We start from the raw sequence: 22,293 nt of genomic DNA, 5'->3' as shown, positions 1-22,293 counted from the left end.
GGCGAGCCTCGGCCTCGCACCTCCGCCGGCCACCCCCTCCGCGCAGGAGCGTCAGAACGCTTTCCTGAACGCAGCGACCGATCGACGGACGGTGTCGCCCGATCGCGTCGTTGCTCCAGCGTCGCCAAATGTCCTTCAGGCCGGCGCAGTTATCGCAGCAGCTCTCATAACCGGCATCCGATCCGACCTTCCGGGCCAGATCACCGCTCAGGTGACCGAAAACATCTACGACAGCCCGACAGGGCGCATTCTGCTCGTGCCACAAGGCACGCGGATTATCGGCCAGTACGATAACAATGTGCAATTTGGTCAAAGCCGCGTCCTGCTAGTCTGGAATCGACTGATCTTCCCAAATGGCCGTTCAATAGTGCTCGAGCGCCAGCCCGGCGCAGACGTCGAAGGCTATGCCGGCCTGCAGGATGGCGTCGATTACCACTGGTGGGATCTTGCCAAGGCCGCCGGCCTCTCGACTCTTCTCGGAATCGGCGCCGAGCTCGCCGCCGACAATGACGACCGTCTCATCCAGGCGATCCGAAATGGCGGTCAAGACACGATCAACGATGCCGGTCAGCAGATCGTCAGACGGCAACTCAACGTGGCTCCGACATTGACGATCCGACCGGGATTTCCTGTCCGTGTCGTCGTGACCCGTGATCTCGTACTCGAACCTTATGGGGGCTGATGATGTCGAAGCTAAAGCTGGGGCCGATCGCCGACGAGAAGCCGATCAAGGTTCAGGTAGAGCTGCCGGCGGCTCTCCACCAAGACCTTTCCGATTACGCGGATTTGTTGGGACGCGAACAAGGCCTGCCTGCTGTCGAGCCCGCGCGATTGATCGTACCGATGTTGCAGCGGTTCATCGCAACCGATCGAGGTTTCTCGAAGGCTAGGCGTACGAAGACCCAGAACGCCTCCGATTAGCTGGTGCTGCTCTGCTTGAAGGCTGGCAGGACATCGAAACACTTCAGCAGCAGCGGCAGAGCCGGATTGTCGTTATCGCTCGACGAAATCATAGCCGCCGTCGGCGCCCGCGCGGGTGTGAGCGGAACCAATGCAATATCGGGCCGATGCACGACGCTCGTTATCGTCAGCCCGAAGCCTTGCTCGACCATGGTCAGAAGTGTTTCCCTGCTGACCTGCTGGATAGACAGTTGGATGGCCTCTTCGGCAGCGCCCAGCATCCGCCGGAGAATAGCTGCGAGTTCGCGCCCGGCACCATCGGAGCGGACAAGAAAGACTTCGTCGCAAATGTCCTCCCAGGCGAGCCGCGGTCGCGACGCGAGTTGGTGTATGGGTGATAGGGCAACGAAGAGGTCGGGTTCGCACAACCGTCGAATCTGAAACGGAGGGCCCTTCGTTGCGCCCAGGCTGATCGCCGCATCTAGCAGCCCGCGCTCCACGCCGAGGGCGTTCTGCTCTGACGTGCCTTCTTCGAGCTTCACCTCGATCGTCGGGTTTCGCTGTCTAAAGGTCGCCAAGAGGTCGATTATGGGACATGCCGGAAACGCCTCGAGCATCCCGAACCTGACTAGTCCAGTCGTAAGTTTACGGACCGATCGCATCTCAGTGGCGGCCTCGCGAAGATACCTCGCCCCGACCGCAGCTTGCTGAAGAAATCGCTCTCCTTCCGGCGTCAATCCAGCGCCCGATCGCGTGCGCTTGAACAGGGAAACGCCAAGCTGCCGTTCGAGCATCTGAACGCGGCGGCTGACCGTCGATTGCGATATCGAAAGGCGGTCCGCCGCCCTGCGGAAACTACCCGCTTCGGCGACGTGGATAGCATACTTAAGGTATCGAAGATCGAGCGTCAGATCAGGCATGACGCGCATTCCCGGTTCCCGGCTTCCGTTCACACGAGCTGCGCGCGATGCTCCAAAGCCTTTGCAGGAGGCCCCGCTTTTCGATCTCAGATGGGGAATCCAAGCCGAGCCCATCAGTGAGCATGACCATCTCCGAATCCGTGATAGATGTATGCGCCGGTCATACATATTCGAGCGCTTGATGTCTATGCGTGACGCATATATTCTTCCCGGATGGAGCCCGAGGCCGCCAAATATCATTTTGGTGCACTTGCGCTCGCGGTAGCTGACAGCATCGCGAGCGCATCAGCCTCGCTTTCGCCGAGCGGCCCCGCGGCTGCATTGATGGTTTTTCTCAGCTTCGAGCCGGGATTACCTATCAGTGTCCTGGCGAGCCGGATCCGGCTTTCCCATGCGGGAACGGTTCGATTGATCGATAGGCTCGAATCCGATCGCCTGGTGGAAAGGCGGCGACACACGGCGGACAAGAGGGCGCGCTTTATCCACTTGACCAATGCAGGTGTGAAAATGACCGGCGCTCTGCTCAGAGCGCGCGAACAAGTGATTGCAGCGTGTGTCTCGCCGCTGTCGACGGCTGACCTTAACAAACTAGGCCGACTGTCCGAGCGGCTCCTTATCGCAAATGGTTACGAGAAATCTGGTGTCGAGACTATGTGGCCCGTGGTTGGCTACCGGGGACAGACACCGGCTGAAAATGCATCTCAGCCCGCCCGCCAGCTGCGCCGGCGCCCTTCGCACAAGGGCTGACGAGAAACCGAGGCAGGCTTGATATCTTTGGCATCGATCGCATTAGACTTTCTCATATGCATACTGGCCTTCTGGTTCGGGTATTCTGCGAACCGAGGCGGCACGTGCTTGGTCGTAGCGGCTCATGAGTTGCAGCAACGGCGCCGACCAAGAATGTTCGTCGGATTTGTTGCGGCGTCTGCGGCTGCTGGCCTTATTGCGATACCGCTCGCCTGGTTTGGGACGCTGAACGCGACCCTCCCACTCTCGACGAGCGTCAACGGCCTCCTCATCATCGGCGCCATCGCCTTCGGCCTCGGCGCGCTCATAAATGACACCTGCCTGCTAGGTTCACTGGCACGGTTAGGGGATGGAGAGATGCGGTTGCTTGCCCTTCCTGCCGGACTGGCAATCGGCATCTTGGCCGCTGATTTCGGCCGGTTTGGCGCCGTCGCGACATGGCCAAGTTTCATCGCTAGGCCGAGTGTCCCTGGGGCCGCGACGCTTCTTGCCTTAGCCGTGGTGCTCGGGCTAGCGGCGATTTTCGTGTCACGGAAGACCGCACCGCAAAGAAGGCAGAACTGGGCGTTTGGCGCTTCAATGATTGGCCTTGGTATCACTGGTGGGCTTCTCTACGCTCTGTCACCAGCATGGACATTCGCTGACCTTATCCAACGCGGCCTTCCTCTTCGAATGTCGCCAACAGGCGAGGTCGCACTGGTTGCGGTCATTGCCTCAGTTGCGGGAGCCATCACGGCATCCGTGCGCCAGGGTCGCTTGCGTCTCCAGCGGCCGACGGCCGCCGGCATCCTGCGGTCGATCGCCGGCGGCGCGTTGATGGGAATAGGCATCGGCCTGATACCCGGTGGCAACGACGCTTTAATCCTTGCCGCAATGCCTACGCTTTCTCCGGGCGGCATAGTCGCCTACCTCGTGATGACGACCACGATCGTTTTCGGATTCGAAGCGCGTGACAGACTGGCCAGGAACGGCGCGTCAGGCCAAGGGAAAAAGTAGACGGTCCAGCGTCGTTCGTGACACCTTTGAGTACCGGCTCCGCAGGTCGTACGCCTTTCGTGGACCAATGACCCTGATAACTGTCTCGAAAGATCCTGCGTCGAGAATTCGGTAAAAAGCGTGATAGGCGTCGTCACCGCAGACGTGGGTGTCTGTTGCCTCGTACCCCCAATTCTTGCGCGAGAATTCAAGGTTGAGAAACAGCTTCCCGGTGTTCGGTCCGTCTGCGAACTGAACGTCTACTCGGTTGCCGATCGCGCAGTACCGATATTGCCGAGACGCTGAGAGTTCGCGGCCATCCCGAAGCCGAAGTATCCCGCTTTCTCGATAGGTGAGCGTGGATTCACCTGTCGAAGCAAAATCCGCGTCGCCAATCAGTTGTTCGCCCGTCGGATCGACGTTGCGACGAAGCGCCCACTTTCCACGGAGCGTGTCCAAGACCATCGTGCCTATGCTCACAACCGATCGGTGGTCATCGGCCCCAGGCGCTCATTTTTGGGTTGGACCGACGCAAGCAGCAGCACAAGTGATGCCGCCAGCAAGACTGCGTCCTTCAGCAGAAACTGGCCAGGAGCGGCAGATATCGCAGGAAAGCCTCCAGCAGTCGGCTCCCCGACCCCAGGCGTCGTAAAAAAGAAGGTTAGGGTGATGAAGTAGGTCGCCGCCGACATGAGCGCGCCAAGCGCTGAGAAGGATGCGCGGAAAGCCCCTAAGGCCAGCACGACTGCGGTCGACAGCTCGATGACGCCGACAAAGTAACTTTGGCCCTGTACCCCGAACATACCCAGCCAACTCATGATCGGACTATGGCCGATGAAGGGGGCGATGCCATCGGCCTCGTAGGCCGTGAATTTCATCGCGCCGAACCAAGAGAAAACGATCACGAGCGCCCATCTCAACAGCGCCAGTTCCTTCCGACTGCGCTCGGGCACAAGCAATTCATACCGATCGAAAATACTCATATCGAACTCCTCAAAAGGGGATGATCGTCAGGGCGTCACGGACGATGGTGGCCGACTGGGCAATCGGTACAGCGGGCCTGATCGCACAGACGACAGGTTGCCAAGCCGCCGTGGGGGTCCGAGAACAGCGACGACAGGATGTTGTCCGCGGCCCGCTCCAGCACGACGCGATCGTCAGCCGACACTTTGCTCAGCAGCTCGGACACCGCCGCGTTCCGCAGACCTAGCAGCTTGGTCCGCTCCACCTGACCACGCGAGGTCAGCGAGACATGAACTACCCGGCGGTCAGAGGGCGATGGCGATTTCGCCACCAGGCCTTGCTCGCCTAGCCTCTCGACGACGCGAACTGCACCTGCATGCGAAAGCCGGAGAGTTTGCCGTACCTGGCCGATCGACATTCCTGGCGCGTGACCGATCGCGATCAAAGCCGCGGCCGTCTCGCCCCCCGCATTGAATGCTTCAGCGATCGCCAAGCGCACGCGGTCAGACACCGCTTGAGACAGCGCGCCAAAGATGTTGATCAAGCGATCCGAGGGGTCATCCATCGCCGCGACTCACGCAATATATGCGTCGCGCATACAGTATCTGTGGGCCGGTGTCGAGCCTCGTGCCGGAGTACAAGCGTTCGCTGGAAGGCTTAGACGTCGTCGGTGCCTACCGGCCCACCTTCGCCCTCCATCCGATTGATCGCACGCACATCCTTGGCGTTGAATTTAAGCCTCACGCCGAGCCCTCCACTATTGTCCTCGCCGATGAAGACCGCGCCGCCGCGTTCGAGCGCGTCCCGCAGCCGCGTCAGATCTGAGGCTGCAAACACGCTGGCGCCGGCTTCGAATTGAGCTAGCGCCTCTTCCTCCAAGCCTGCGATCTTGGCGACATGTGATCGCGGCCACTGAATGAGCGCTCTCGCTGCACGTGCTAGTGGCCCATTCATGTTCAATGCCTCCGTTTCGCGAACGCATCTTGTCGCCAAGATCCGACTTTTCCCGCAACCGATCCGCTAGATGAGCTTCGCCATCACCACGGCGACATCCGCCATGCGTGTCGCAAAGCTCCACTCGTTGTCGTACCAAGCAAGCACGCGAACCATCCGGCCATCGACGACATCGGTCTGGGGTAGCGCGACGATCGAGGATTCGGTCCGGTGGGTCAGATCCACAGACACCAATGGCTCTGTCGTGTAAGCGAGCACCCCACTCATAGGACCACTCGCAGCCTGACGAATGGCGTCGTTCACTTCGTCGATCGTGACCTCCCGGGATGCGGAAATAGCGAGATCGACGACCGATACGTTCGGCGTTGGCACGCGGATTGACGAGCCATGAAGCTTGCCTTTCAGTTCTGGCAGCACGCGTCCGATTGCGTTCGCGGCTCCGGTCGAGGTTGGGATCATCGACAGCGCGGCTGCCCGTGCGCGGTAGAGATCCTTATGCACGGTATCCAGCGTCGGTTGGTCACCGGTATAGGCGTGAACCGTGGTCATGTAGCCCCGCTCAATGCCACATAGATCGTTCAGGATCTTCGCGACGGGCGCGAGGACATTCGTGGTGCATGAGCCATTCGATACGACGACATCTTCGGTTGTCAGCGTTTCGTGATTGACCTTGAAGACGATCGTCTTGTCTGCCCCCTCGCTGGGCGCGGAGACGAGCACGCGCTTTGCTCCCGCACGGATGTGCGATTCAGCCTTCTCCTTGGAGGTGAACAAACCCGTGCATTCGAGCGCCACGTCGACTCCAAGCTCATTATGCGGAAGCTTTGATGGATCGCGCTCCGAAGACACTTTGATTTTACCGGACCCGATGTCGATCCAGTCTTCGCCGGTGGCTATCGATCCTTGAAAGGGGCCGTGAACTGAATCGTACTTCAGGAGGTGCGCCAACGTAGCAACCGGCCCGAGGTCGTTGATCGCAACCACCTCGATGTCGTCACGCCGTAGTTCGACGATCGACCTTAAGGCCAGTCGTCCGATCCGACCGAAACCGTTGATTGCGACCTTGACCGTCATGCCTGTTTCCCCTGGTTCGCCGAACTGGCTACGGCATACGCACTTCGCTCAGTGCCGCCTGGCACGCGGTGGTCGTCTCCAGCAGCGAAAGCTTGCCGATCAGACCATCCTCATTATGTATGCGCCACGCATAGACCTATCCGTCTGTTGGCTGCAGGTCAACGAGGCAATGTCGGCATGGAGGATTAGGTTTGCGCCGCCCGGTTTCATAATCGACCTGGTGATGGCACGCATGCCGGTGAGATGAAGTGGCGTTAGATGACTGACCGAGAAGCAGAGAAGAGGCTGGCTGCAGCTAGAGCGGTCGACGAGATCGAAGATGGCATGTTCGTTGGCCTTGGGACCGGAAGCACAACAGCCTATGCCATTAAGAGCCTGAGCGACCGCATTCGGCAGGGCCTTCGCATCACCGCTGTCGCCACCTCCCGAGCGACCGAAATGTTCGCTCGTCGTCTCGCGGTGCCGCTCGTTCCTTTTGAGCAATTCAGTTCGGTAGACCTCACGATCGACGGCGCTGACGAGATCGACTGCCACTTTCAGGCAATCAAAGGCGGTGGCGGCGCCTTACTCCGAGAGAAGGTCGTGGCCGCCGCTTCTAGCCGAATGATCGTGATCGTAGACGCTTGCAAAGTCGTTCGACGACTCGGCGGGTTTCCTCTGGCGGTCGAAGTCGTGCCCTTCGCGAGCGAGTTCGTGCGAACGCATCTTGCCGACCTCGGAGCCAGTGTGACGCTTCGCTCGGTCGGCGGAGAACCATTCATCACAGACCAGAGCAATCACATCTTGGATGCAGCCTTCGGCAAGGCCCTTCGGCCGATCGAGATCGCCGGAGCGATCGATGCCATCCCCGGCGTCATGGAGCACGGCTTGTTTCTTAGCGAGATTGACACTGTGGTGGTCGGACGCGGTGAGACGGTCGAGGTGCATCTCAGAAAGCAAGCCCCCGGATCCCTCCGTTAGGTGCCGACGAGGGGTGGCACCTGGCGCAGGCGTGATGTGATTCGGCCGTCAGGCAGCCGAAATCACGACAGCCCACCCCGATCCATAGCCGCCAGGTATCGCCATTTTGTGTGACCCGACGATCGAAGTCCTGTATTTCAATCTTCCGCGCCATCCGCAGCGTATCCTAAACCACTGTAAAGGCGCGCCTTTCGGTTTGCCACAATCCCCCAGCGCCGCAGGGGTATGGCTTGCTGTCTATGCTTCGCGCACATATAGATGGGGCAATGGATGGACCTCGAGATCGAAATATCTTTGGGGCGTTCGCACTCATGATCAGCGACGACATCGTTCGCGCTAGTTCATCGCGGGCGCCAGAAGCTGGACCCGCCGCCTCGGCGCTTGCGTTGATTGCCCATAAGCCAGGGCTATCGATCCGCATGCTGTCAGTTGGGGTGGGACTTTCCCATGCCGCGACCGTCCGCTTGGTGGACCGTTTGTCGACGGAGGGATTGGTCGAGCGGCGTGAGCATTCGACTGACGGGCGCACGCGGTCCCTCCATCTTACAGAGGCTGGCAAGGTCGCGAGCGATGCGGTCTTGGCCTCGCGCGACAAGGTGATCGCTGAGGGACTATCGATCCTCACCCCTACCGAGTTGGACGCCCTTTACAGCATTGCTGAACGCGTGCTGCGCGACCGCTTGGAAAACCTCGAGCATTCCTACCGCATCTGCCGTTTGTGCTGTTACGAGGGCTGCACGAATTGCCCGATCGATGCCGAATTGCACGAGCGCGGGGTAGATCGCGAGAACGGCGGCGAGGCTTAGGGCGTCGGAATTCGCAGGTTTCAGTGTTGAGCGATGAGATACGCCGCCAGGAACCCCACGACCGTGATCAGACCTATGAACGGCGGCGCCTTCTCGAAAGCCTCGGGGATCATGGCCTCCGCCAGCATCGCTATGACCGCGCCAGCTGCGAACGACAGAATGGCAGGGGCTTGAGTGGACGCAGAGCCGAGCAGAAGGTTTCCCGTACCGGCGGCGATGCAAACAAGTAGCGGAATACCGATCCAGACCGCGTAGATATAGCTTCGCGATCGGCCCGCGACCTTCATTCCGGAAGTGCTCGATAGACCCTGTGGCACATTAGCCAAAAAGAAGCCTGCCACTACTGCAAGGCTGATCTTGCCTCCGCCAGCCACGGACATCCCAATCACGAGGGCCTCTGGAATGCCGTCGAGAACGCTGCCGAGCGCAATCGCAGCACCGCTGCCGCGGTGCTCCTGTTCAGTGGCCTGCTCGGTGCATTCACCGCATCGCTTTCGATGCTTTGCGCCCCTGCGAGAGAGAAACCAGTTTGTGCCGCTGAGGATTGCGGCCCCTGCGAGCAGCGCAAAGATCGCCCAAGGTCCCATGCCAGCCGACACGCGATCACCGATGAGTTCGGTAGCGACCACGGCAATCAACACACCACCACCGAAGCCCATCACCGCTGAGATCATGCGGTGAGTGAGTCGCCCGTACAGCACGTCCGCAAGTACCGCCCCCACCAGAAGTCCGCTTCCTGACAAAAGCCCCCACAAGCCGGCGATTGCGTATTCGGGTATCATCGCAAGAACCCGGCTGACCTAGCAACGCGGGGCGAGCGCCATCGCGTGCGTACCGTTGATGACCGTCCCTGCGCGCTCATCGTTTCGCTCGGTCCAATCGCCAGGCCGGTCGCTCGAAGTGGCAGCTATAGCCGCCGGGTCGACGCTGGAGGTACTTCTGATGCTCTGGCTCGGCCTCCCAGAACGGCTCTTCCGGGTTGATCTCGGATACGACAGGTCCCGGCCAGCGACCAGACGCCTCAATCTCGGCGATTGTCTCCAGAGCAACGTCCATCTGCTCTTCAGAGGTATAGAAAATCGCGGACCGATAGCTTGGCCCGACGTCGCTGCCTTGTTGCTCGTATGTCGTCGGATCGTGGATTTGGAAGAAGAGTTCAAGGAGAGCACGATACGTCAGTATCGAAGGATCGAACGTGACCTCCACCGCTTCCGCATGACCATGGTGTCTCGTGTAAGTCGGGTCTGGCAGTTCGCCGCCGATGTAGCCCACACGCGTCGCCACGACGCCCTTCGCGCGGCGAAGTAAATCTTCGAGGCCCCAGAAACATCCACCCGCAAGTATCGCTCGCTCGGTTCGTGTCGGCGTCTGGTCAGTAGTGGGCAGACTCTGCATCCGATCAACCTCCGCTCTGTGCACCACATCAGTTCGCCGGCGCCGCACCTGCAGGCTGCGCATTGCTCGAAAGTTCGGTCTGCACATCCGAGCCTCGAACGAGTGTCAGGTCGACCGGACACCGATCCGCGATTTCCAGTAGGCGCGCGCGCTGTTCATCGCTGAGCGGCCCATCGAGAAAGACGGTGCGCGTGAAGCGGTCGGGAGGCATCATGTCCGCCACTTTCTCGTGTCGCACGGTCGTCGTCGCTCGCTCCAGCGGGAAGCCTTTGCGGTTCGCGTAAAGACGCATTGTCATCACCGTGCAGGCGGCCAGTCCGGCCGACACCAGTTCGTACGGAGACAGGCCGCTGCCGAGACCTCCGACCGATTCCGGTTCATCGGCGAACAGCGTGTGCCCGCCACTACGGACCGTGAGTTGGAACTTCCCCGCTAACGTTTCCGACGCCACGACTCCATTCGCTACCTCGACTTGTGGAAGGTCCGCCGCGAGCGGAGGCAGGAAGCGGCTTGCCCAGGCTGCGACCATAGCTGAGGCGTAATTCGCATCTTCGACATCGGTGAGAAGGTGATCGGCCTTGTCGAGCGAAACAAAGCTCTTGGGATGGCGCGACGCGACGAAGATGCGCGAGGCGTGCTCGATAGCCACGACTTGATCCACCGGTGAATGCATCACAAGCACCGGACGTCGAAGGGCAGCGATAGACCTCTCGACGTCCACTTCGTCGACCGTTTCCAGGAAACTGCGGCGGATCGGGAAGGGCCTGCCAGCAATCTCCACAGATGCCTCGCCCTCGCTCGCTATCGCGTCTAGGTCGGCAGGTTGAAAGACGCGCAATATATGCTGAAGGTCAGCCGGGGCGCCGATCGTCACTACCGCTGCGATATCCGGCAAGTCGGCGGCGGCCACGATCGCAGCCGTGCCACCCAGGCTGTGTCCGACAAGGAGGGAGGGGGCCTTACCGGCGACAGCCATGGCCTCCGCGGCGGCCCTAAGATCATCGACGTCGGAAGCGAAGCTTATCGCTTCATCCGCAGAACTCTCGATCCCTGTGCCGGCGAAGTCGAACCGCAAGACGCCAATACCGGCCCGCGAAAGCGCACGTGCGATGTACACGGCGGCGCGACTGTCTTTCCCGCAAGTGAAGCAATGGGCGAAAATAGCCCAGCCGCGAGGCGTACCTTCGGGCGCCTCCAAATACCCGGTTAGATTAGAGCCTCCACCACCGGGAAACGTGAACGGTGTTCCTGTCATAAGCGTCGAGCCTCCCACGGCGACTTAGTGGGTGCACCGGAACCCTTGGGCCCTGGCGGAAGCGCCATCAGGCCCGGACTAGCCGTCCAAGACATTCTTTTTATATGCGTGGCGCATATAGACAAGCCCCTAAAGCGTGATTATATGCGTCGCGCATACTTCTGGTGGCGGTCGAAAAGACCGGTCCTGGAAGCGGCATCAGTCAGGGCGCGCAGGCCGAAGGGCTATGGAACTCAATCAGGTCAGCTATTTCATAAACTTGGCCGAGACGCTGAATTTTACAGCAGCGGCGCGGTTGAGCGGTGTGTCCCAGCCGAGTCTGACACGCGCGATCCGCCGCTTGGAGGAAGAACTCGGCGGTCCGCTCATTTATCGCGATGGGAAGAACAGCCGTCTCACCGGCCTTGGCCAGGACGTGGAGGCTGAGTTTCGGCGCATGTTAGTTGCGATGAAAAGTGTTCGGCATCATTCTGAGAACTGGGCCATGGGAAGGCACCGGGTCTTGGACGTAGCCGTCGCTCCGACCGTCGGGCCGAAGCTATTCACGGCTTTTTTCGAGAGCGCGTTGGCCGAGGTGCCATCGATCGAGATCAAGATGCATTCGCTTGGGGCGAGTGAAGACACATCGGAGGTGCTGTCGGGCAAGTATCACGCATGCATCCTGCCACGCGAGACGCGGCCGGACCGCAAGCTTGATGTGCGACCTCTGTTCCGCGAGCGCTTCGTGCTCGGCTGTTCCGCAAAGCACCCGCTCGCGGCGAGCGATATCGTGCGCGGCGAGGACCTGTTGGAGTTCCCGTTCGTCGATCGTTTGAAGTGTGAGTTTCGCGAGCAGATCCTAGACCATTTCGCACGACGGGAGGTGCTGATGCGACCGCGCTTCCGGTCCGATCGTGACGATTGGGTGCAACGGGTCGTCGCCGAAGGCGAGGCCATATGCATCCTTCCGGAGCGGTCGGCTACAGCCCAAGGTCTGGTTACCCGTCCTATCGACGGGTTCGTCCTCGAGCGAGAGGTCGTGATCGCGACGGTCTCCGGCTCCACGGCGCCGGTTGAGATCCGAAAGATCGCGCAGTTGGCGGCCAGATACGCGTGGAACTGAACACCGCTGACACAGCGGAGCTATGGAAACTATACGCACAGCGTATTGGATAAATATATTTGGCACTGCGATAGTCGAGGCGACCGTCAAGCAAGATAAGATGTCCGTAATGTGCCTGGCCCTGTAACCAAGTATTGGAGACGATCATGAAGTTTGAAAAGTCTCAGGCAGCGATCGACCGCCTGACCCCCGAGCAACGCCGGATCACTCAGGAAGACGGCACGGAGCGGGCCTTCACCGGTGAATACAACGATAACAAGGAACCGGGCATCTACGTCGATGTCGTGTCCGGAGAGCCGCTTTTCGCATCGACGGACAAGTTCGAGTCGAAATCCGGCTGGCCCAGCTTCACCAAGCCTATCGTCCCCGCGCACGTGAACGAGGTGCGGGACAGTTCTCACGGCATGGTCCGGACGGAAGTTCGATCGGTCCATGGCGACAGCCATCTCGGCCACGTGTTCCCCGACGGTCCGGCCGACCGTGGCGGACTGCGGTATTGCATCAACTCGGCCGCCCTTCGCTTCATCCCGCGCGATGAGATGGAAGCCGAGGGCTACGGCGAATATCTCGATCAGGTGGAGGAGGCGTAACATGCATCAGCGCGCTGTTCTCGCAGGCGGATGTTTTTGGGGCATGCAGGATCTGATCCGCAAGCAGCCCGGCATCGTGTCGACCCGCGTCGGATACACCGGTGGCGACGTCCCGAACGCCACCTATCGCAATCACGGCACTCACGCTGAAGGGATCGAGATCATTTTCGACCCGGCAGCGACAAGCTACCGCAACATCCTGGAATACTTCTTCCAGATCCACGACCCGACGACGAAAGATCGGCAAGGCAACGATCGCGGCCTCTCCTATCGATCAGGCATCTACTATGTCGATGAGGAGCAGAAACGGGTCGCCGAGGAGACGATCGCCGACGTCGACGCCTCCGGACTGTGGGACGGAAAAGTCGTCACCGAAGTCGAGCCCGTCGGCGATTTCTGGGAAGCGGAGCCGGAGCACCAAGACTATCTCGAGAAGCGTCCGGGCGGTTACACGTGCCATTTCCCGCGCGCGAATTGGGTGCTCCCCAAGCGTGACGACGCTGGTGCTACCCAGCCTACCACCGGAGCGGCAGCTGAATAGCTGCAGCGCCTATCGCGACATAGCGCTCTGCATCGCAAGCAATGGGACCGCATCGGCGAACGATGCGGTCCTCGAAAGGCCCCTCAAGCGGTCATGCCGCTTGCCGGCCATCGATTTGGTAGGATTGCCCCAGCATGCCAGACCTTTCGTCATATCCGATCACCGAGCGCTGGCCTGCCTCCAATCCTGATCTCCTGCAACTCTATGCGGCGCCCACGCCCAACGGCGTCAAGGTGTCCATCATGCTTGAGGAGACCGGCCTGCCATACGAGCCGCACTTTATCGACATCAGCACAAACGAGACCAAAGACCCCGCATTCGTGTCGCTGAACCCAAACGGGCGGATCCCTGCGATCATCGATCCGTCAGGCCCCGATGGTGAGCCGCTCGGGGTTTGGGAGTCCGGTGCGATCCTCGTTTACCTCGCCGAGAAGACGGGCCGGCTGATCCCACCGGGACAAGCCAGGCGCTATGAGGTGCTGAGCTGGGTATTCTTCCAGATGTCTGCGATCGGCCCGATGTTTGGTCAGCTGGGCTTCTTCCTGCGCTGGGGCGGAAAGGACTACGAAGACAAGCGGCCTCAGCAACGGTTCGCCGACGAGTCGAAGCGCCTGCTGGGAATCTTGGATCGCCAGCTAGATGGGCGCGAGTGGATCGTCGACGACTATTCCATCGCCGACATCGCGACGCTCGGCTGGGTCAATGCCCTGGTCGGCACCTATGACGCCGGCGACCTGTTGCGCATCGCCGATCATCGGAACGTCCGGGGTTGGTTGGATCGCGGCCTCGCTCGACCAGCCGTGCAGCGGGGCCTGGTCATCCCGGCGAGGCCCGCATGAGCGTCATCGCCGCTTATTATTACAACGAGGGTCGCCGCATCCGCGAGGTCGCTATCGACGAGCGGATCGAACTCGACAAGAACCGATCTGGCTTCTGCTGGATCGGGCTCAGCGAGCCTTCGGAAAGCGAACTCAGGGCGCTTCAGGCGACCTACAATCTGCATCCATTGGCGATCGATAACGCGATGCACCCGATGTGCCCGCCGAAGCTCGAAGTCTATAACGGCGAGCTTTACGTCGTCGCTCAGACGGCCGAGCTGGTCGGGGACCGCATACGCTACGGCAAGACGGCGATCTTCACTGGTCACAACCATCTGATCACCGTGCGTCACGGCAACGCCGGAGCGCTCGGCAATCTTCGCGAGCAGCTTGAGGGTTCGCCTGCTCAGTTTGGTAAGGGTGTCGATTACGTCCTGCACGCCATCCTTCACCGCATCGTCGATCAGTATCTGCCGATCTTCGAAATGATCGAAGACGATGTCCTCGCGATGGAGAGGCGATCGCTCGACGACTTCCTGGGGCGGGAGGAGGTCGCGCGCATCTTCGGCTTGCGGTGCGAATTGACCCGTTTCCAGCGAACCCTTGGCGCTATGGCGGAACTGGTGCGCAAGCTTGTTCGCGGACATTTCCCGTGTATCAGCGCTGAGGTGCGGCCGTATTTCAACGACGTTGCCGACCACGTCGACCGCGTCCAGTCCATGGTCGATGGCCTCCTCCAGGTGCTGTCCACGGTCTTCGAATTCAGCAGCCTTCTCGAGGCGCAAAGGACAGGCGTCATCACACGCCAACTCGCTGCATGGGCGGCGATACTCGCGGTCCCTACGGCCATCGCGGGGATATATGGAATGAACTTCAGGAATATGCCGGAGCTGGACACAGCGTACGGCTACTTCGTCGTGCTCGGCCTGATGCTGACGTTCTGTCTTGTCCTGTTCGTCCGCTTCAAGCGAGCCAAGTGGCTGTGATGGCGCTCCGCACCTTCCGTGCTGGTCGGTCACCGCGCCAATGCGCGCCTTCGGTCGGCGCGCAACCCTTACAATCCGAACTCGAGGTGCGTTGATGACAACTCAAGTGACAGACGTTCTGGACGCCGTGCAGTCTTTCGTGGCTAAGGGCTATGACCGAGAGTACCGTGTGAAGGACGGCGCTCTCGTCGATCTCGAGCTCGGATCGACCCTCGACGCATGCAGCATCCGTGTCGATGCCGCGTTACGCCTCGAAAGCGGCGATGGAGCCGAAGACGCATCGAACATCTACGCCATCACCGACCCGGCGACCGAGCACAAAGGTCTGCTGATCGATGCCTTCGATGTGTTCGACGAGATATGCCACCGCGACCTGTCCGAACGGCTTCTTGAGCATCGTGAAACATCTCCGGCCGGTGACGCGGACGTGCCGAGCAAGCATGGGCTGCGCAAGGTCTACAAAAGCGAGTTTGATCGCGACCCTGAGCGTTACGTTTTGCGGGAAGGCTTCCCAGACTTCCCGGCATGCCCGTTCGGGGGAGCCTTCAGCATCCTTGGCTTCGATACAGCAGAACAATCATACGTCTGGCTCGTGACGAGCATTATTCGGGATCCCCGGCTGATAAGGATTCCCTACCAGGGCGAAGACGTGATTCCCGACGAATGAGGTCGGCGCAGCGTGCGGGAACAAATTGGACCCGAACGAAGGATGGGATTTCCCTTTCAGGTCAGCGATAACGAGGCAGAGATGGACTGGAATAAGGACCACATTCGCGAGACCATGCTGTCTCTTGAGACAGCGGCACTGAAAAGCGCTCGCGAGAAGTATCTGGATTACGTTTCCACCGCGCGCCTCGATCGCAGCGAGCCGATCGAGAACGACGAGCAGGCGCAAGCCGAGGTGGCGAGCGATTTCGCTGAGGCGCTCGATGACACTCTCGATGACTATGTTGATAAGCTCGACAAGCTTCGGACGATCGATTTTGGACCGAAGTCAGAAGTCTCGGAAGGCGCCGTCGTCAAGCTGTCCGGCAAGCACTTCGTCATTTCGGTCTCGACTGGCAGGTTCATTTGTCATGGGCAGGAACTGATGGGCATCTCGACGATGGCCCCGATCTACGAGGCGATCGAAGGCGCGCGAGCCGGGGAAACGGTGCAGTTCAATGGCCGCGATTTGACCGTGGAGGCTGTTGCGTAGGCGAAAACCCGCGATCCTCGGATCGTGAGTGCGGGCCATCGACGTTCGCAGCCTGACTGGACGACTGCTGGCCTCCCCATAGCTCCTTCTCGCAGATGATCGGCACTTACGAGCCAAGCCACCCCAGACCTGCGTAGGCGAGCATTCCCAATACCATCGCCACGATGACCTGGTTCGTGGCGATCGCTGCACCCAGCGCGACACCGGCCGCGATCCAGGTTGGAGGTGGCTGACCGATCAACGACGAAGCGACCAAGCTGACCACGATCAGCCCAGGCAACTCGTCCAGAACCCAAGCCTGCCTGGAAACCCTAATTCGCTCACCGGCAATCAACCCGGCGACCCGGATCGCAAACGCAGCCACGACGAGCAAACCGACGACAGCCCAGTGCGAAGCGCTCATCGGGCTGCCGCCTCGATCCTGCGCTTCAAGGAGATCACCACCAAGCCGAAGAATGGTATGCATCCGGCGAGGGCCACGGGCTGACGGCGAACGCGTCTGGTGACGACGGCCGTCTGATTAAGCTGCGCTGCGGTGTTCGACCGTGGTGCGGCGCCAGTGCCACGGCAGCAGATCGGCGAGCTGGCTCTGTTGGGTCGCCGCGATGCGGGCGAGCGCGTCGGCGAGCCAGGCCTGCGGGTCGATGTCGTTCAGTTTCGCGGTGGTGATGAGCGTCGCCATGATGGCGGCACGGTCGGCGCCGCGGTCGGAGCCGGCGAAGAGCCAGGCTTTCCGGCCGAGTGCAAAGCCGCGCAGGCTACGCTCCGCCGCATTGTTCGTCAGGCAGATGCGACCGTCGTCGAGGAAGCCGGCGAAGCGGCTCCAGCGCTTGAGCATGTAGTCGATCGGCTTGGCGACCGACGACGAACGCGACAGCGTGGGGCGCTTACTCAGCAGCCACGCGTGCAGGTCGTCGACGACGGGTCTGGACTGCTCCTGCCGGACGCGCTGACGGTCCTCGGGGCTCAAGCCGTTTATCGCGCGCTCGATTTCGAACAGAGCGTCGATACGCGTCACCGCTTCCAGCGCAATCGGCGACACGGGCGCAGCCGATGGCCCGCGCCGTGCCGAGGCGGCGATGTCGGCGAGTTCGAAGAAGCCGCGGCGTGCGTGTGACCAACAGAGTGCCGAAGTGACCGCTCCCGCCTTGCGTGCCGGATCGTAGAGGCCGTTGTAGCCGCCATAAGCATCGGCCTGCAGAATGCCCCGCCAGTTCTTGAGGTGATCGTCGGGATGCTCGTGCCTGCGATCACGCGAGGCGTAGTAAAGCGCTGCCGGCGGATCGGCGCCGCCGAACGGCCTGTCGTCGCGCACATAGGTCCAGATCCGGCCCGTGTCGGTCTTGCCCTTGGCCAGGATCGGCACCGTGGTGTCGTCGGCGTGCAGGCGCTGCGCCGCCATGACGTGCCGGGCGATCAACTCATGCAGCGGCTTCAGCGCCACCGTGGCCGCGCCGACCTGGTCGGCCAGCGTCGAGACAGCGAGGTCGATGCCCTCGCGGGCATAGCGTTCGCTCTGGCGGTTGAGCGGTTGATGCTGACCGAACTTCTCGAACAGGATGGTGGCGAGCAGGTTCGGGCCTACGAAGCCGCGCGGCGTGACGTGGAAGGGTGCGGGCGGCTGCGTGATGGCCTCGCATGCCCGGCAGGTGAACTTCTCCCGCACCGTCTGGATCACCTTCCACGAGCGTGGGATCACCTCCAGCGTCTCGGTCACGTCCTCACCGAGCTTCGACAGCTTCATCGAGCCGCAGCACGGGCAGGACGTCGGCGCGGGCACCAGCACCCGCTCGCGCGGCAGGTTCTCGGGGAAGGGCTTGCGCACGGGATGGCGACGCTGCGCCGGCATGGGCGACGCCACCTGGCGTGATGCCGCCTCCGCGGCGATCTCGTCCTCCGTGGCCTTTGCCTCCAGCTCTTCGAGCTGAAGCTCCATCTGGTCGATGAGCCGGGCCGTGCGCTCCGAGCGCTGTCCGTAAAGCTCGCGGCGCAGCCTCTCGATCTGCAGCTTGAGGTGGGCGATCATCGCCTCGGTGGACGATGCGGCGGCCCTGAGCTGCAGCGCCTCGGCGTCAAGGCGGGAGGCTGTATCCCTGGCAAGCGCCGCCGCCGCTTCTGCCTCGATCCGGGCCTGACGCTCCGCCAGGATCATTGCATGCGCCGCAGCCAGATCGGCTGGCAGCGGAGGCGAGGACGGTGATGGAAGGGCGGCGCTCACATCCAGGATGGAATCACATCCCTCTGCGAACGCAAGCAAAAAGGCGTTATCCGACCGACGTCGGACGCCATGTCTCGACAGGGTTGCGCCAGTCGATGCCGGAGAGCAGGTAACCCATCTGCGCCGGCGTGATAGCGACGACGCCGTCGGCCGGCGACGGCCACAGAAAGCGGCCCTTCTCCAGTCGGCGCACATAGAGGCTCGCCGCCTACCCGTCGTGCCAGATCACCTTCAAAAGATCACCGCGACGCCCGCGGAAGCAGAAGATGTGGCCCCCGAGCGGATCGCGCTTCAAGACCTCCTGCGCCACCAGCGCCAGCGAGGCGAACCCCTTCCTCATATCGGTGTGGCCGGTCGCCAGCCAGACCTTCACGCCGACCGGGACCGGGATCATCGAAAAGCCTCAAGGCCCCGCGCGAGCTTCAAGACGGCGTCCATATCGGCGGCGCCCTCGACGATCATCCTCCGACCCGACCGCAGGACGATCTCGATCCGCCCCGGCGTCGGCGCGGCGACCGCCAAGGCCGGCGGCGCACCAGCGCCCATCGTCCGCGCGTCTTCGCGCTGGTCAGTCTCGGGCGTCACGAGCATCGGAATGAAGCCTGAAGGCGTAGCGCTTGGCTCGACAAGCATCGCACGCCGCCAAGCCAGCAATTGCGAGCGCGCGATCCCGTGCCGCCGCGCCGTCGCTGAGATCAGGCGCGGACCAGCCATGCTCTCCAGCACGATCCGCTCCTTCTCGTCCTCGCTCCAGCGGCGACGACGCCCCGTCTCGACCACGTCGAGGCGATTCAAGACACTGTCAGTATGGCTGTCCATACCGACAGTGCTCAACGATTTGCATCACCCCGCGCAAGGCGGCCTACGCCGGACGCGTACGAAGAATGCGCCGACGATGATCCCGTAAGCTTTGGGCATGCCGAGCGAGATGACGGCCATGGTCGCTGCCGCGGCCATGGTCCATGGCAGGGCTTGGGAACGTCCCCGCCACAGACCTCGCGCCATTGCAATGAAGGCCGCCGTGAACGCGAAGCTCAGGCCAAAGCGTCCGAGATCGGGCAGCGCGGCGCCAAGCAAAGCCCCGAGCGTCGTGGAGGCTGTCCACATGGAGATATTCACCAGCCCTGAGCCTATGAGGAATGGTGCTCCGACATCGGGGGACTTTGCCCGCTCGGACATCGTCAAAGCCCAGTTCTCGTCGCCAGTAATGTGGATGGCGAAGAGCTTTTTCCTCAGCGACAAGCCGGCCAGCACCTCGGATAAAGAGGCGATGATGCCGACATAGCGCAGGTTCAGTGACGCACCGGCCAGAACCGCGCCCAACACGACACCTGTGGAAGCGAACTGCTCAACCGCGATGATCTGCGAAGAGCCCGCATGGGTAGAGGCGCTCATGATCGCGACGCCCCACCATGGGAAACCTACCTGTACGGCCAGGAAACCGAAGGCCAAGCCATACACGCTGGCCCCCAAGGCCAACGGGAGGATGGCGATCGCCCCCCGTCTAGCCTCGTATGCGTCTCTCGGGGCTGAAGCCTTCACGCCCTCATCCATGACGCGTTCCACCTTGTTCTCAGCCACGCTCCTCTAACAGCCGACTGGCAGTCCTTCGGTTGTGGGCATCGTCGTCTCAGCGGCGCTGATCCGCCGGGGTTCGTATCATCGCGTCGAGCGACCCGGTTATCATCGCCGTGCTCGGGCAGCGTGTCGCTCTTGTCTTGACGGAGCGGTCGGAGTGCCTACGCACACCGGCCAAGACCGCCAGGGCAGTCAGCAATGCCGCCGCGTAGAGGAACAGGCCGCCAGGACCGAGGAGGTCCATCACCAGGCCTCCAATGAGCGGCCCGGCAGCGGTTCCGATCCCGTTGAGTAGGAGAAGTCCGCGAGCGGTGCCCAGCAGCCGACCCGGAGGAAGGTCGTCGTTCGCAACGGCAAGGCATAGCGAATAGATGGGAATACCGAAGCCGCCGAACAGCGCGCCCGCCGCAAGTAGCACAGGCAGAGGCGCGTCCGCAGCCAGCGCTACGCCGATCGCGGCCGCCGCGGAAGCCAGGGCGGCGCCGGCAATGACGAGTGTCCGCGACACGCGGTCCGATAGCCATCCCAATGGCCACTGGAGCACGAGCGTCCCACCAAGGACCGCAGCCATGAACGCAGAAATGCCGCCCACATCGAGGCCAATCCTCTGCGCAAAATTGGGCCCTAGTCCCCAGAAGCCGCCGATGGCCAGACCGGCTAGGAAAACGCCGACCGACGGAAGGGGCGAAATTGCAACGAGATCGCGAAAGGCGACGGGCTCCTGTTGAACCTCGGCCGGGGGATGACTGGGCAGTAGCGTGACGGGGACGACGGCAGCAGATATCAGCAGCGAGACGAACAGGAACAGCGTCACGTCTGCGGGCGGCGCGATGTTGAGAAGCGCTTGACCAAGGGCCCATGAACCCATCGAAACAACGCCGAAAATCGACAAAAGCTGACCGCGCGTGGATTGAATCGCGTGAGCGTTGAGCCAGCTCTCAGTCGCCAGGATCATGCCTGCATAGGCGAAGCCGGTCACAAGGCGAAGCGGCATCCATACGTTCGCCTCCACGAATGCGACATGAAGAAGAGCCGTCATCGAGGCGATCGCGGCGAAGCCAGCGAAAGTCCTCACATGACCGACGGACACGATCATCCTGGGCAGCGTGAGAGCGCCAATGGTGAAGCCCGCAAAGTATAGGGACATCATCGCGCTGATCGTTTGAGCGGAAAAGCCTTCCTCACCAGCCCTCACGATCAGAAGGGTACCCAATAGACCATTGCCCAAGAGCAAGGTGGCGACACTCAACAACAGCGCTGCGACCGGCGCCAGAACGAGCCCCCGCGCGCAGGCCGCCTTCACGCTATCCATCGCCTGACTCATTTCCGAGCCTGGCGCGGAGGCTGATACGCCGCAGAACTGATGAACTGATCGAAGGCTTCGCACCAGATGACAACGGCACTGTAGTCGCGAACGTCGATGTCGGCGGGCACCTCCATAATGAAGCCGTTGAAGGTCCTCACATCGCCGACCCGAACGGACGCGGCCTTGATCGCGAGGAACGCTTCCTCGGTCTCGACGAAGTGCGGGGCGAGATAAAGCTTGTAGTCCGGCCCGGGAGAGAGACGGCCAATGTGCGCGATCCGGTGAGGCAGGATCTGCACTTCGCCTTCACCCCAGTGCAGCAGGTCGCTGCCGGCTAGATCACGAGAAAGCTTTCCCGAATAGAGCGCCTCAGGCGTCGAACTCCTCAACGCAGCTTCAGTGGGCGACGCCGGCGCGGTGAGGATAGGCAGCGTGTAGATGCCGGCAGCAAAGCCTGTGATGCCAACGACGAAGTGGGTGCAGGCTAGAATGAGCCACCGTGGCATGTTTCACGAGCTCTCCAAATTTGCCACCAAACGATCCGCGTCCAGGTGGAAATCCGAAAAGACGATGTGACCGTCGGCATTGATGACCGTGAACCACGGCGTTCCCCGTGTCCGGTAATCCTCCATGAACGTTGGAAACGCAGCACCAGGCGGCGGTTCGTCGTGCCCGAAAGCGACGGGGAGACGGTACTCCACCTGATTGATGAGCAACTTGTCGAATGTATTTTCGTGCGCGCCTTCGAAGACCGTCTGGATCACCGCGAATCCGACGCCTCTGGACTCCAGCGCACCATGCAATTTCTGCAGTGTAGGAAACCCATGCAGATGGCAGCCCCTGCACCAGTGCTGAAACGCGAAAAGGACCTTCGGCCCTACGCCAAGATCCGATAGCTTGATCGGCGCCTTAAGGTCGCTTCCATCCACGCCGATCCACCGATGAATGCGAAGCTCTGGCGCTTGACGATCGGCCGCGGTCATCCCTCTCTCCGAACACGAAGCATG

General features: G+C 61.5%; 29 protein-coding genes and 1 pseudogene. 13 read left to right on the top strand and 17 right to left on the bottom strand.

Annotated features, from left to right (window positions below; all coding sequences use genetic code 11):
• Together AX703_RS02845 and AX703_RS02840 are read left to right on the top strand one after the other, a co-directional pair.
• On the top strand, positions 1–682 hold a 682-nt coding region (locus AX703_RS02845), incomplete at its 5' end, for a TrbI/VirB10 family protein (protein ID WP_197423590.1).
• Positions 683–684: 2 nt separating this feature from the next.
• A complete protein-coding gene (locus AX703_RS02840; RefSeq protein ID WP_062342518.1) occupies positions 685–921 on the top strand; it encodes a DUF2274 domain-containing protein in 237 nt (78 codons plus the stop codon).
• Here the strand turns inward: AX703_RS02840 and AX703_RS02835 are convergent.
• The gene (locus AX703_RS02835) at positions 918–1,829 is read right to left on the bottom strand and encodes a LysR family transcriptional regulator (protein ID WP_231735326.1); all 912 of its coding nucleotides are present in this window, start codon (positions 1,827–1,829) and stop codon (positions 918–920) included. The two genes, AX703_RS02840 and AX703_RS02835, sit on opposite strands and share 4 nt — an antisense overlap.
• Before the next feature lie 204 nt (positions 1,830–2,033).
• Between AX703_RS02835 and AX703_RS02830 the strand changes: the two genes are divergently transcribed.
• Both AX703_RS02830 and AX703_RS02825 read left to right on the top strand, forming a co-directional pair.
• Entirely contained in the window at positions 2,034–2,567 is a 534-nt protein-coding gene (locus AX703_RS02830; protein ID WP_062342490.1) for a MarR family winged helix-turn-helix transcriptional regulator, read from the top strand.
• 18 nt (positions 2,568–2,585) lie between these two features.
• A complete protein-coding gene (locus AX703_RS02825) occupies positions 2,586–3,563 on the top strand; it encodes a YeeE/YedE thiosulfate transporter family protein (protein WP_347881917.1) in 978 nt (325 codons plus the stop codon).
• Here AX703_RS02825 and AX703_RS28770 read toward each other — a convergent pair.
• The 5 genes from AX703_RS28770 to gap all read right to left on the bottom strand — a co-directional run bounded on the left by AX703_RS28770 (position 3,543) and on the right by gap (position 6,533).
• Positions 3,543–4,007, bottom strand: coding sequence for a DUF6314 family protein (locus AX703_RS28770; protein WP_062342516.1), 465 nt, complete (start codon positions 4,005–4,007; stop codon positions 3,543–3,545). The genes AX703_RS02825 and AX703_RS28770 overlap by 21 nt on opposite strands.
• 11 nt (positions 4,008–4,018) lie before the next feature.
• Positions 4,019–4,525: a YkgB family protein gene (locus tag AX703_RS02815; RefSeq protein ID WP_062342483.1), complete on the bottom strand. Its 507-nt coding sequence runs from the start codon at positions 4,523–4,525 to the stop codon at positions 4,019–4,021.
• A 35-nt stretch (positions 4,526–4,560) separates the two neighbouring features.
• The gene (locus tag AX703_RS02810) at positions 4,561–5,070 is read right to left on the bottom strand and encodes a MarR family winged helix-turn-helix transcriptional regulator (protein WP_062342481.1); all 510 of its coding nucleotides are present in this window, start codon (positions 5,068–5,070) and stop codon (positions 4,561–4,563) included.
• Between the two features lie 92 nt (positions 5,071–5,162).
• Positions 5,163–5,384, bottom strand: a complete 222-nt coding sequence (locus tag AX703_RS02805) for an XRE family transcriptional regulator (protein WP_197430705.1) — start codon at positions 5,382–5,384, stop codon at positions 5,163–5,165.
• A 141-nt stretch (positions 5,385–5,525) separates the two neighbouring features.
• Positions 5,526–6,533, bottom strand: a complete 1,008-nt coding sequence (gene gap, locus AX703_RS02800) for a type I glyceraldehyde-3-phosphate dehydrogenase (RefSeq protein ID WP_062342479.1) — start codon at positions 6,531–6,533, stop codon at positions 5,526–5,528.
• 258 nt (positions 6,534–6,791) lie between these two features.
• On the opposite strand from gap, the gene rpiA reads away from it, so the two are divergent.
• Positions 6,792–7,493, top strand: a complete 702-nt coding sequence (gene rpiA / locus AX703_RS02795) for a ribose-5-phosphate isomerase RpiA (protein ID WP_062342477.1) — start codon at positions 6,792–6,794, stop codon at positions 7,491–7,493.
• 311 nt (positions 7,494–7,804) lie between these two features.
• Positions 7,805–8,299, top strand: a complete 495-nt coding sequence (locus tag AX703_RS02790) for a MarR family winged helix-turn-helix transcriptional regulator (protein WP_230450755.1) — start codon at positions 7,805–7,807, stop codon at positions 8,297–8,299.
• Between the two features lie 20 nt (positions 8,300–8,319).
• Here AX703_RS02790 and AX703_RS02785 read toward each other — a convergent pair whose 3' ends face one another.
• The 3 genes from AX703_RS02785 to AX703_RS02775 all read right to left on the bottom strand — a co-directional run bounded on the left by AX703_RS02785 (position 8,320) and on the right by AX703_RS02775 (position 10,949).
• Positions 8,320–9,081: a ZIP family metal transporter gene (locus AX703_RS02785; protein ID WP_062342475.1), complete on the bottom strand. Its 762-nt coding sequence runs from the start codon at positions 9,079–9,081 to the stop codon at positions 8,320–8,322.
• A 76-nt stretch (positions 9,082–9,157) separates the two neighbouring features.
• Positions 9,158–9,694, bottom strand: a complete 537-nt coding sequence (gene msrA / locus AX703_RS02780; protein ID WP_062342514.1) for a peptide-methionine (S)-S-oxide reductase MsrA — start codon at positions 9,692–9,694, stop codon at positions 9,158–9,160.
• Between the two features lie 28 nt (positions 9,695–9,722).
• A complete protein-coding gene (locus AX703_RS02775; RefSeq protein ID WP_062342512.1) occupies positions 9,723–10,949 on the bottom strand; it encodes a bifunctional alpha/beta hydrolase/OsmC family protein in 1,227 nt (408 codons plus the stop codon).
• 226 nt (positions 10,950–11,175) lie between these two features.
• Between AX703_RS02775 and AX703_RS02770 the strand changes: the two genes are divergently transcribed.
• The 7 genes from AX703_RS02770 (at position 11,176) to AX703_RS02740 (ending at position 16,184) form a co-directional block, all read left to right on the top strand.
• Positions 11,176–12,051: a LysR family transcriptional regulator gene (locus AX703_RS02770; RefSeq protein WP_062342473.1), complete on the top strand. Its 876-nt coding sequence runs from the start codon at positions 11,176–11,178 to the stop codon at positions 12,049–12,051.
• Between the two features lie 146 nt (positions 12,052–12,197).
• Positions 12,198–12,641: a peptide-methionine (R)-S-oxide reductase MsrB gene (msrB, locus tag AX703_RS02765; protein ID WP_024350804.1), complete on the top strand. Its 444-nt coding sequence runs from the start codon at positions 12,198–12,200 to the stop codon at positions 12,639–12,641.
• A gap of 1 nt (position 12,642) precedes the next feature.
• The gene (msrA, locus tag AX703_RS02760; protein ID WP_027297090.1) at positions 12,643–13,182 is read left to right on the top strand and encodes a peptide-methionine (S)-S-oxide reductase MsrA; all 540 of its coding nucleotides are present in this window, start codon (positions 12,643–12,645) and stop codon (positions 13,180–13,182) included.
• Between the two features lie 134 nt (positions 13,183–13,316).
• Positions 13,317–14,021, top strand: coding sequence for a glutathione S-transferase N-terminal domain-containing protein (locus AX703_RS02755; RefSeq protein ID WP_062342471.1), 705 nt, complete (start codon positions 13,317–13,319; stop codon positions 14,019–14,021).
• On the top strand, positions 14,018–14,986 hold the full coding sequence (locus AX703_RS02750; protein WP_062342469.1) for a magnesium and cobalt transport protein CorA: 969 nt from the start codon (positions 14,018–14,020) through the stop codon (positions 14,984–14,986). The genes AX703_RS02755 and AX703_RS02750 overlap by 4 nt, the downstream gene beginning before the upstream one ends.
• 106 nt (positions 14,987–15,092) lie before the next feature.
• On the top strand, positions 15,093–15,653 hold the full coding sequence (locus AX703_RS02745; protein ID WP_231735324.1) for a hypothetical protein: 561 nt from the start codon (positions 15,093–15,095) through the stop codon (positions 15,651–15,653).
• 81 nt (positions 15,654–15,734) lie between these two features.
• Positions 15,735–16,184: a hypothetical protein gene (locus tag AX703_RS02740; protein WP_027297094.1), complete on the top strand. Its 450-nt coding sequence runs from the start codon at positions 15,735–15,737 to the stop codon at positions 16,182–16,184.
• A 106-nt stretch (positions 16,185–16,290) separates the two neighbouring features.
• Here the strand turns inward: AX703_RS02740 and AX703_RS02735 are convergent, their stop codons facing one another.
• From AX703_RS02735 to AX703_RS02700, 8 genes and pseudogenes are all read right to left on the bottom strand, one after another.
• Positions 16,291–16,650: an AzlD domain-containing protein gene (locus AX703_RS02735; protein WP_197423589.1), complete on the bottom strand. Its 360-nt coding sequence runs from the start codon at positions 16,648–16,650 to the stop codon at positions 16,291–16,293.
• A 54-nt stretch (positions 16,651–16,704) separates the two neighbouring features.
• Entirely contained in the window at positions 16,705–18,336 is a 1,632-nt protein-coding gene (locus tag AX703_RS02730) for an IS66 family transposase (protein WP_062342510.1), read from the bottom strand.
• Between the two features lie 112 nt (positions 18,337–18,448).
• Positions 18,449–18,796: pseudogene (tnpB, locus tag AX703_RS02725) on the bottom strand (IS66 family insertion sequence element accessory protein TnpB).
• Complete coding sequence (locus AX703_RS02720; RefSeq protein ID WP_062342465.1) at positions 18,793–19,221, bottom strand: transposase; 429 nt, start codon at positions 19,219–19,221, stop codon at positions 18,793–18,795. Before AX703_RS02720 ends, tnpB begins: the two are co-directional and overlap by 4 nt.
• A 24-nt stretch (positions 19,222–19,245) precedes the next feature.
• Positions 19,246–19,983, bottom strand: a complete 738-nt coding sequence (locus AX703_RS02715) for an AzlC family ABC transporter permease (RefSeq protein ID WP_197423588.1) — start codon at positions 19,981–19,983, stop codon at positions 19,246–19,248.
• 49 nt (positions 19,984–20,032) lie between these two features.
• Positions 20,033–21,292, bottom strand: coding sequence for an MFS transporter (locus tag AX703_RS02710; protein WP_062342507.1), 1,260 nt, complete (start codon positions 21,290–21,292; stop codon positions 20,033–20,035).
• An 8-nt stretch (positions 21,293–21,300) separates the two neighbouring features.
• Complete coding sequence (locus AX703_RS02705; protein WP_062342463.1) at positions 21,301–21,792, bottom strand: DM13 domain-containing protein; 492 nt, start codon at positions 21,790–21,792, stop codon at positions 21,301–21,303.
• Positions 21,793–21,795: 3 nt separating this feature from the next.
• Positions 21,796–22,269: a peroxiredoxin gene (locus AX703_RS02700; protein WP_062342461.1), complete on the bottom strand. Its 474-nt coding sequence runs from the start codon at positions 22,267–22,269 to the stop codon at positions 21,796–21,798.
• Between the last annotated feature and the right edge of the window lie 24 nt (positions 22,270–22,293).

Origin of the sequence: Novosphingobium sp. CCH12-A3 (assembly GCF_001556015.1) — a bacterium.
Classification (GTDB): Bacteria; Pseudomonadota; Alphaproteobacteria; order Sphingomonadales; family Sphingomonadaceae; genus Novosphingobium; species Novosphingobium subterraneum.
This window is presented reverse-complemented; position numbering and strand designations above follow the sequence as displayed.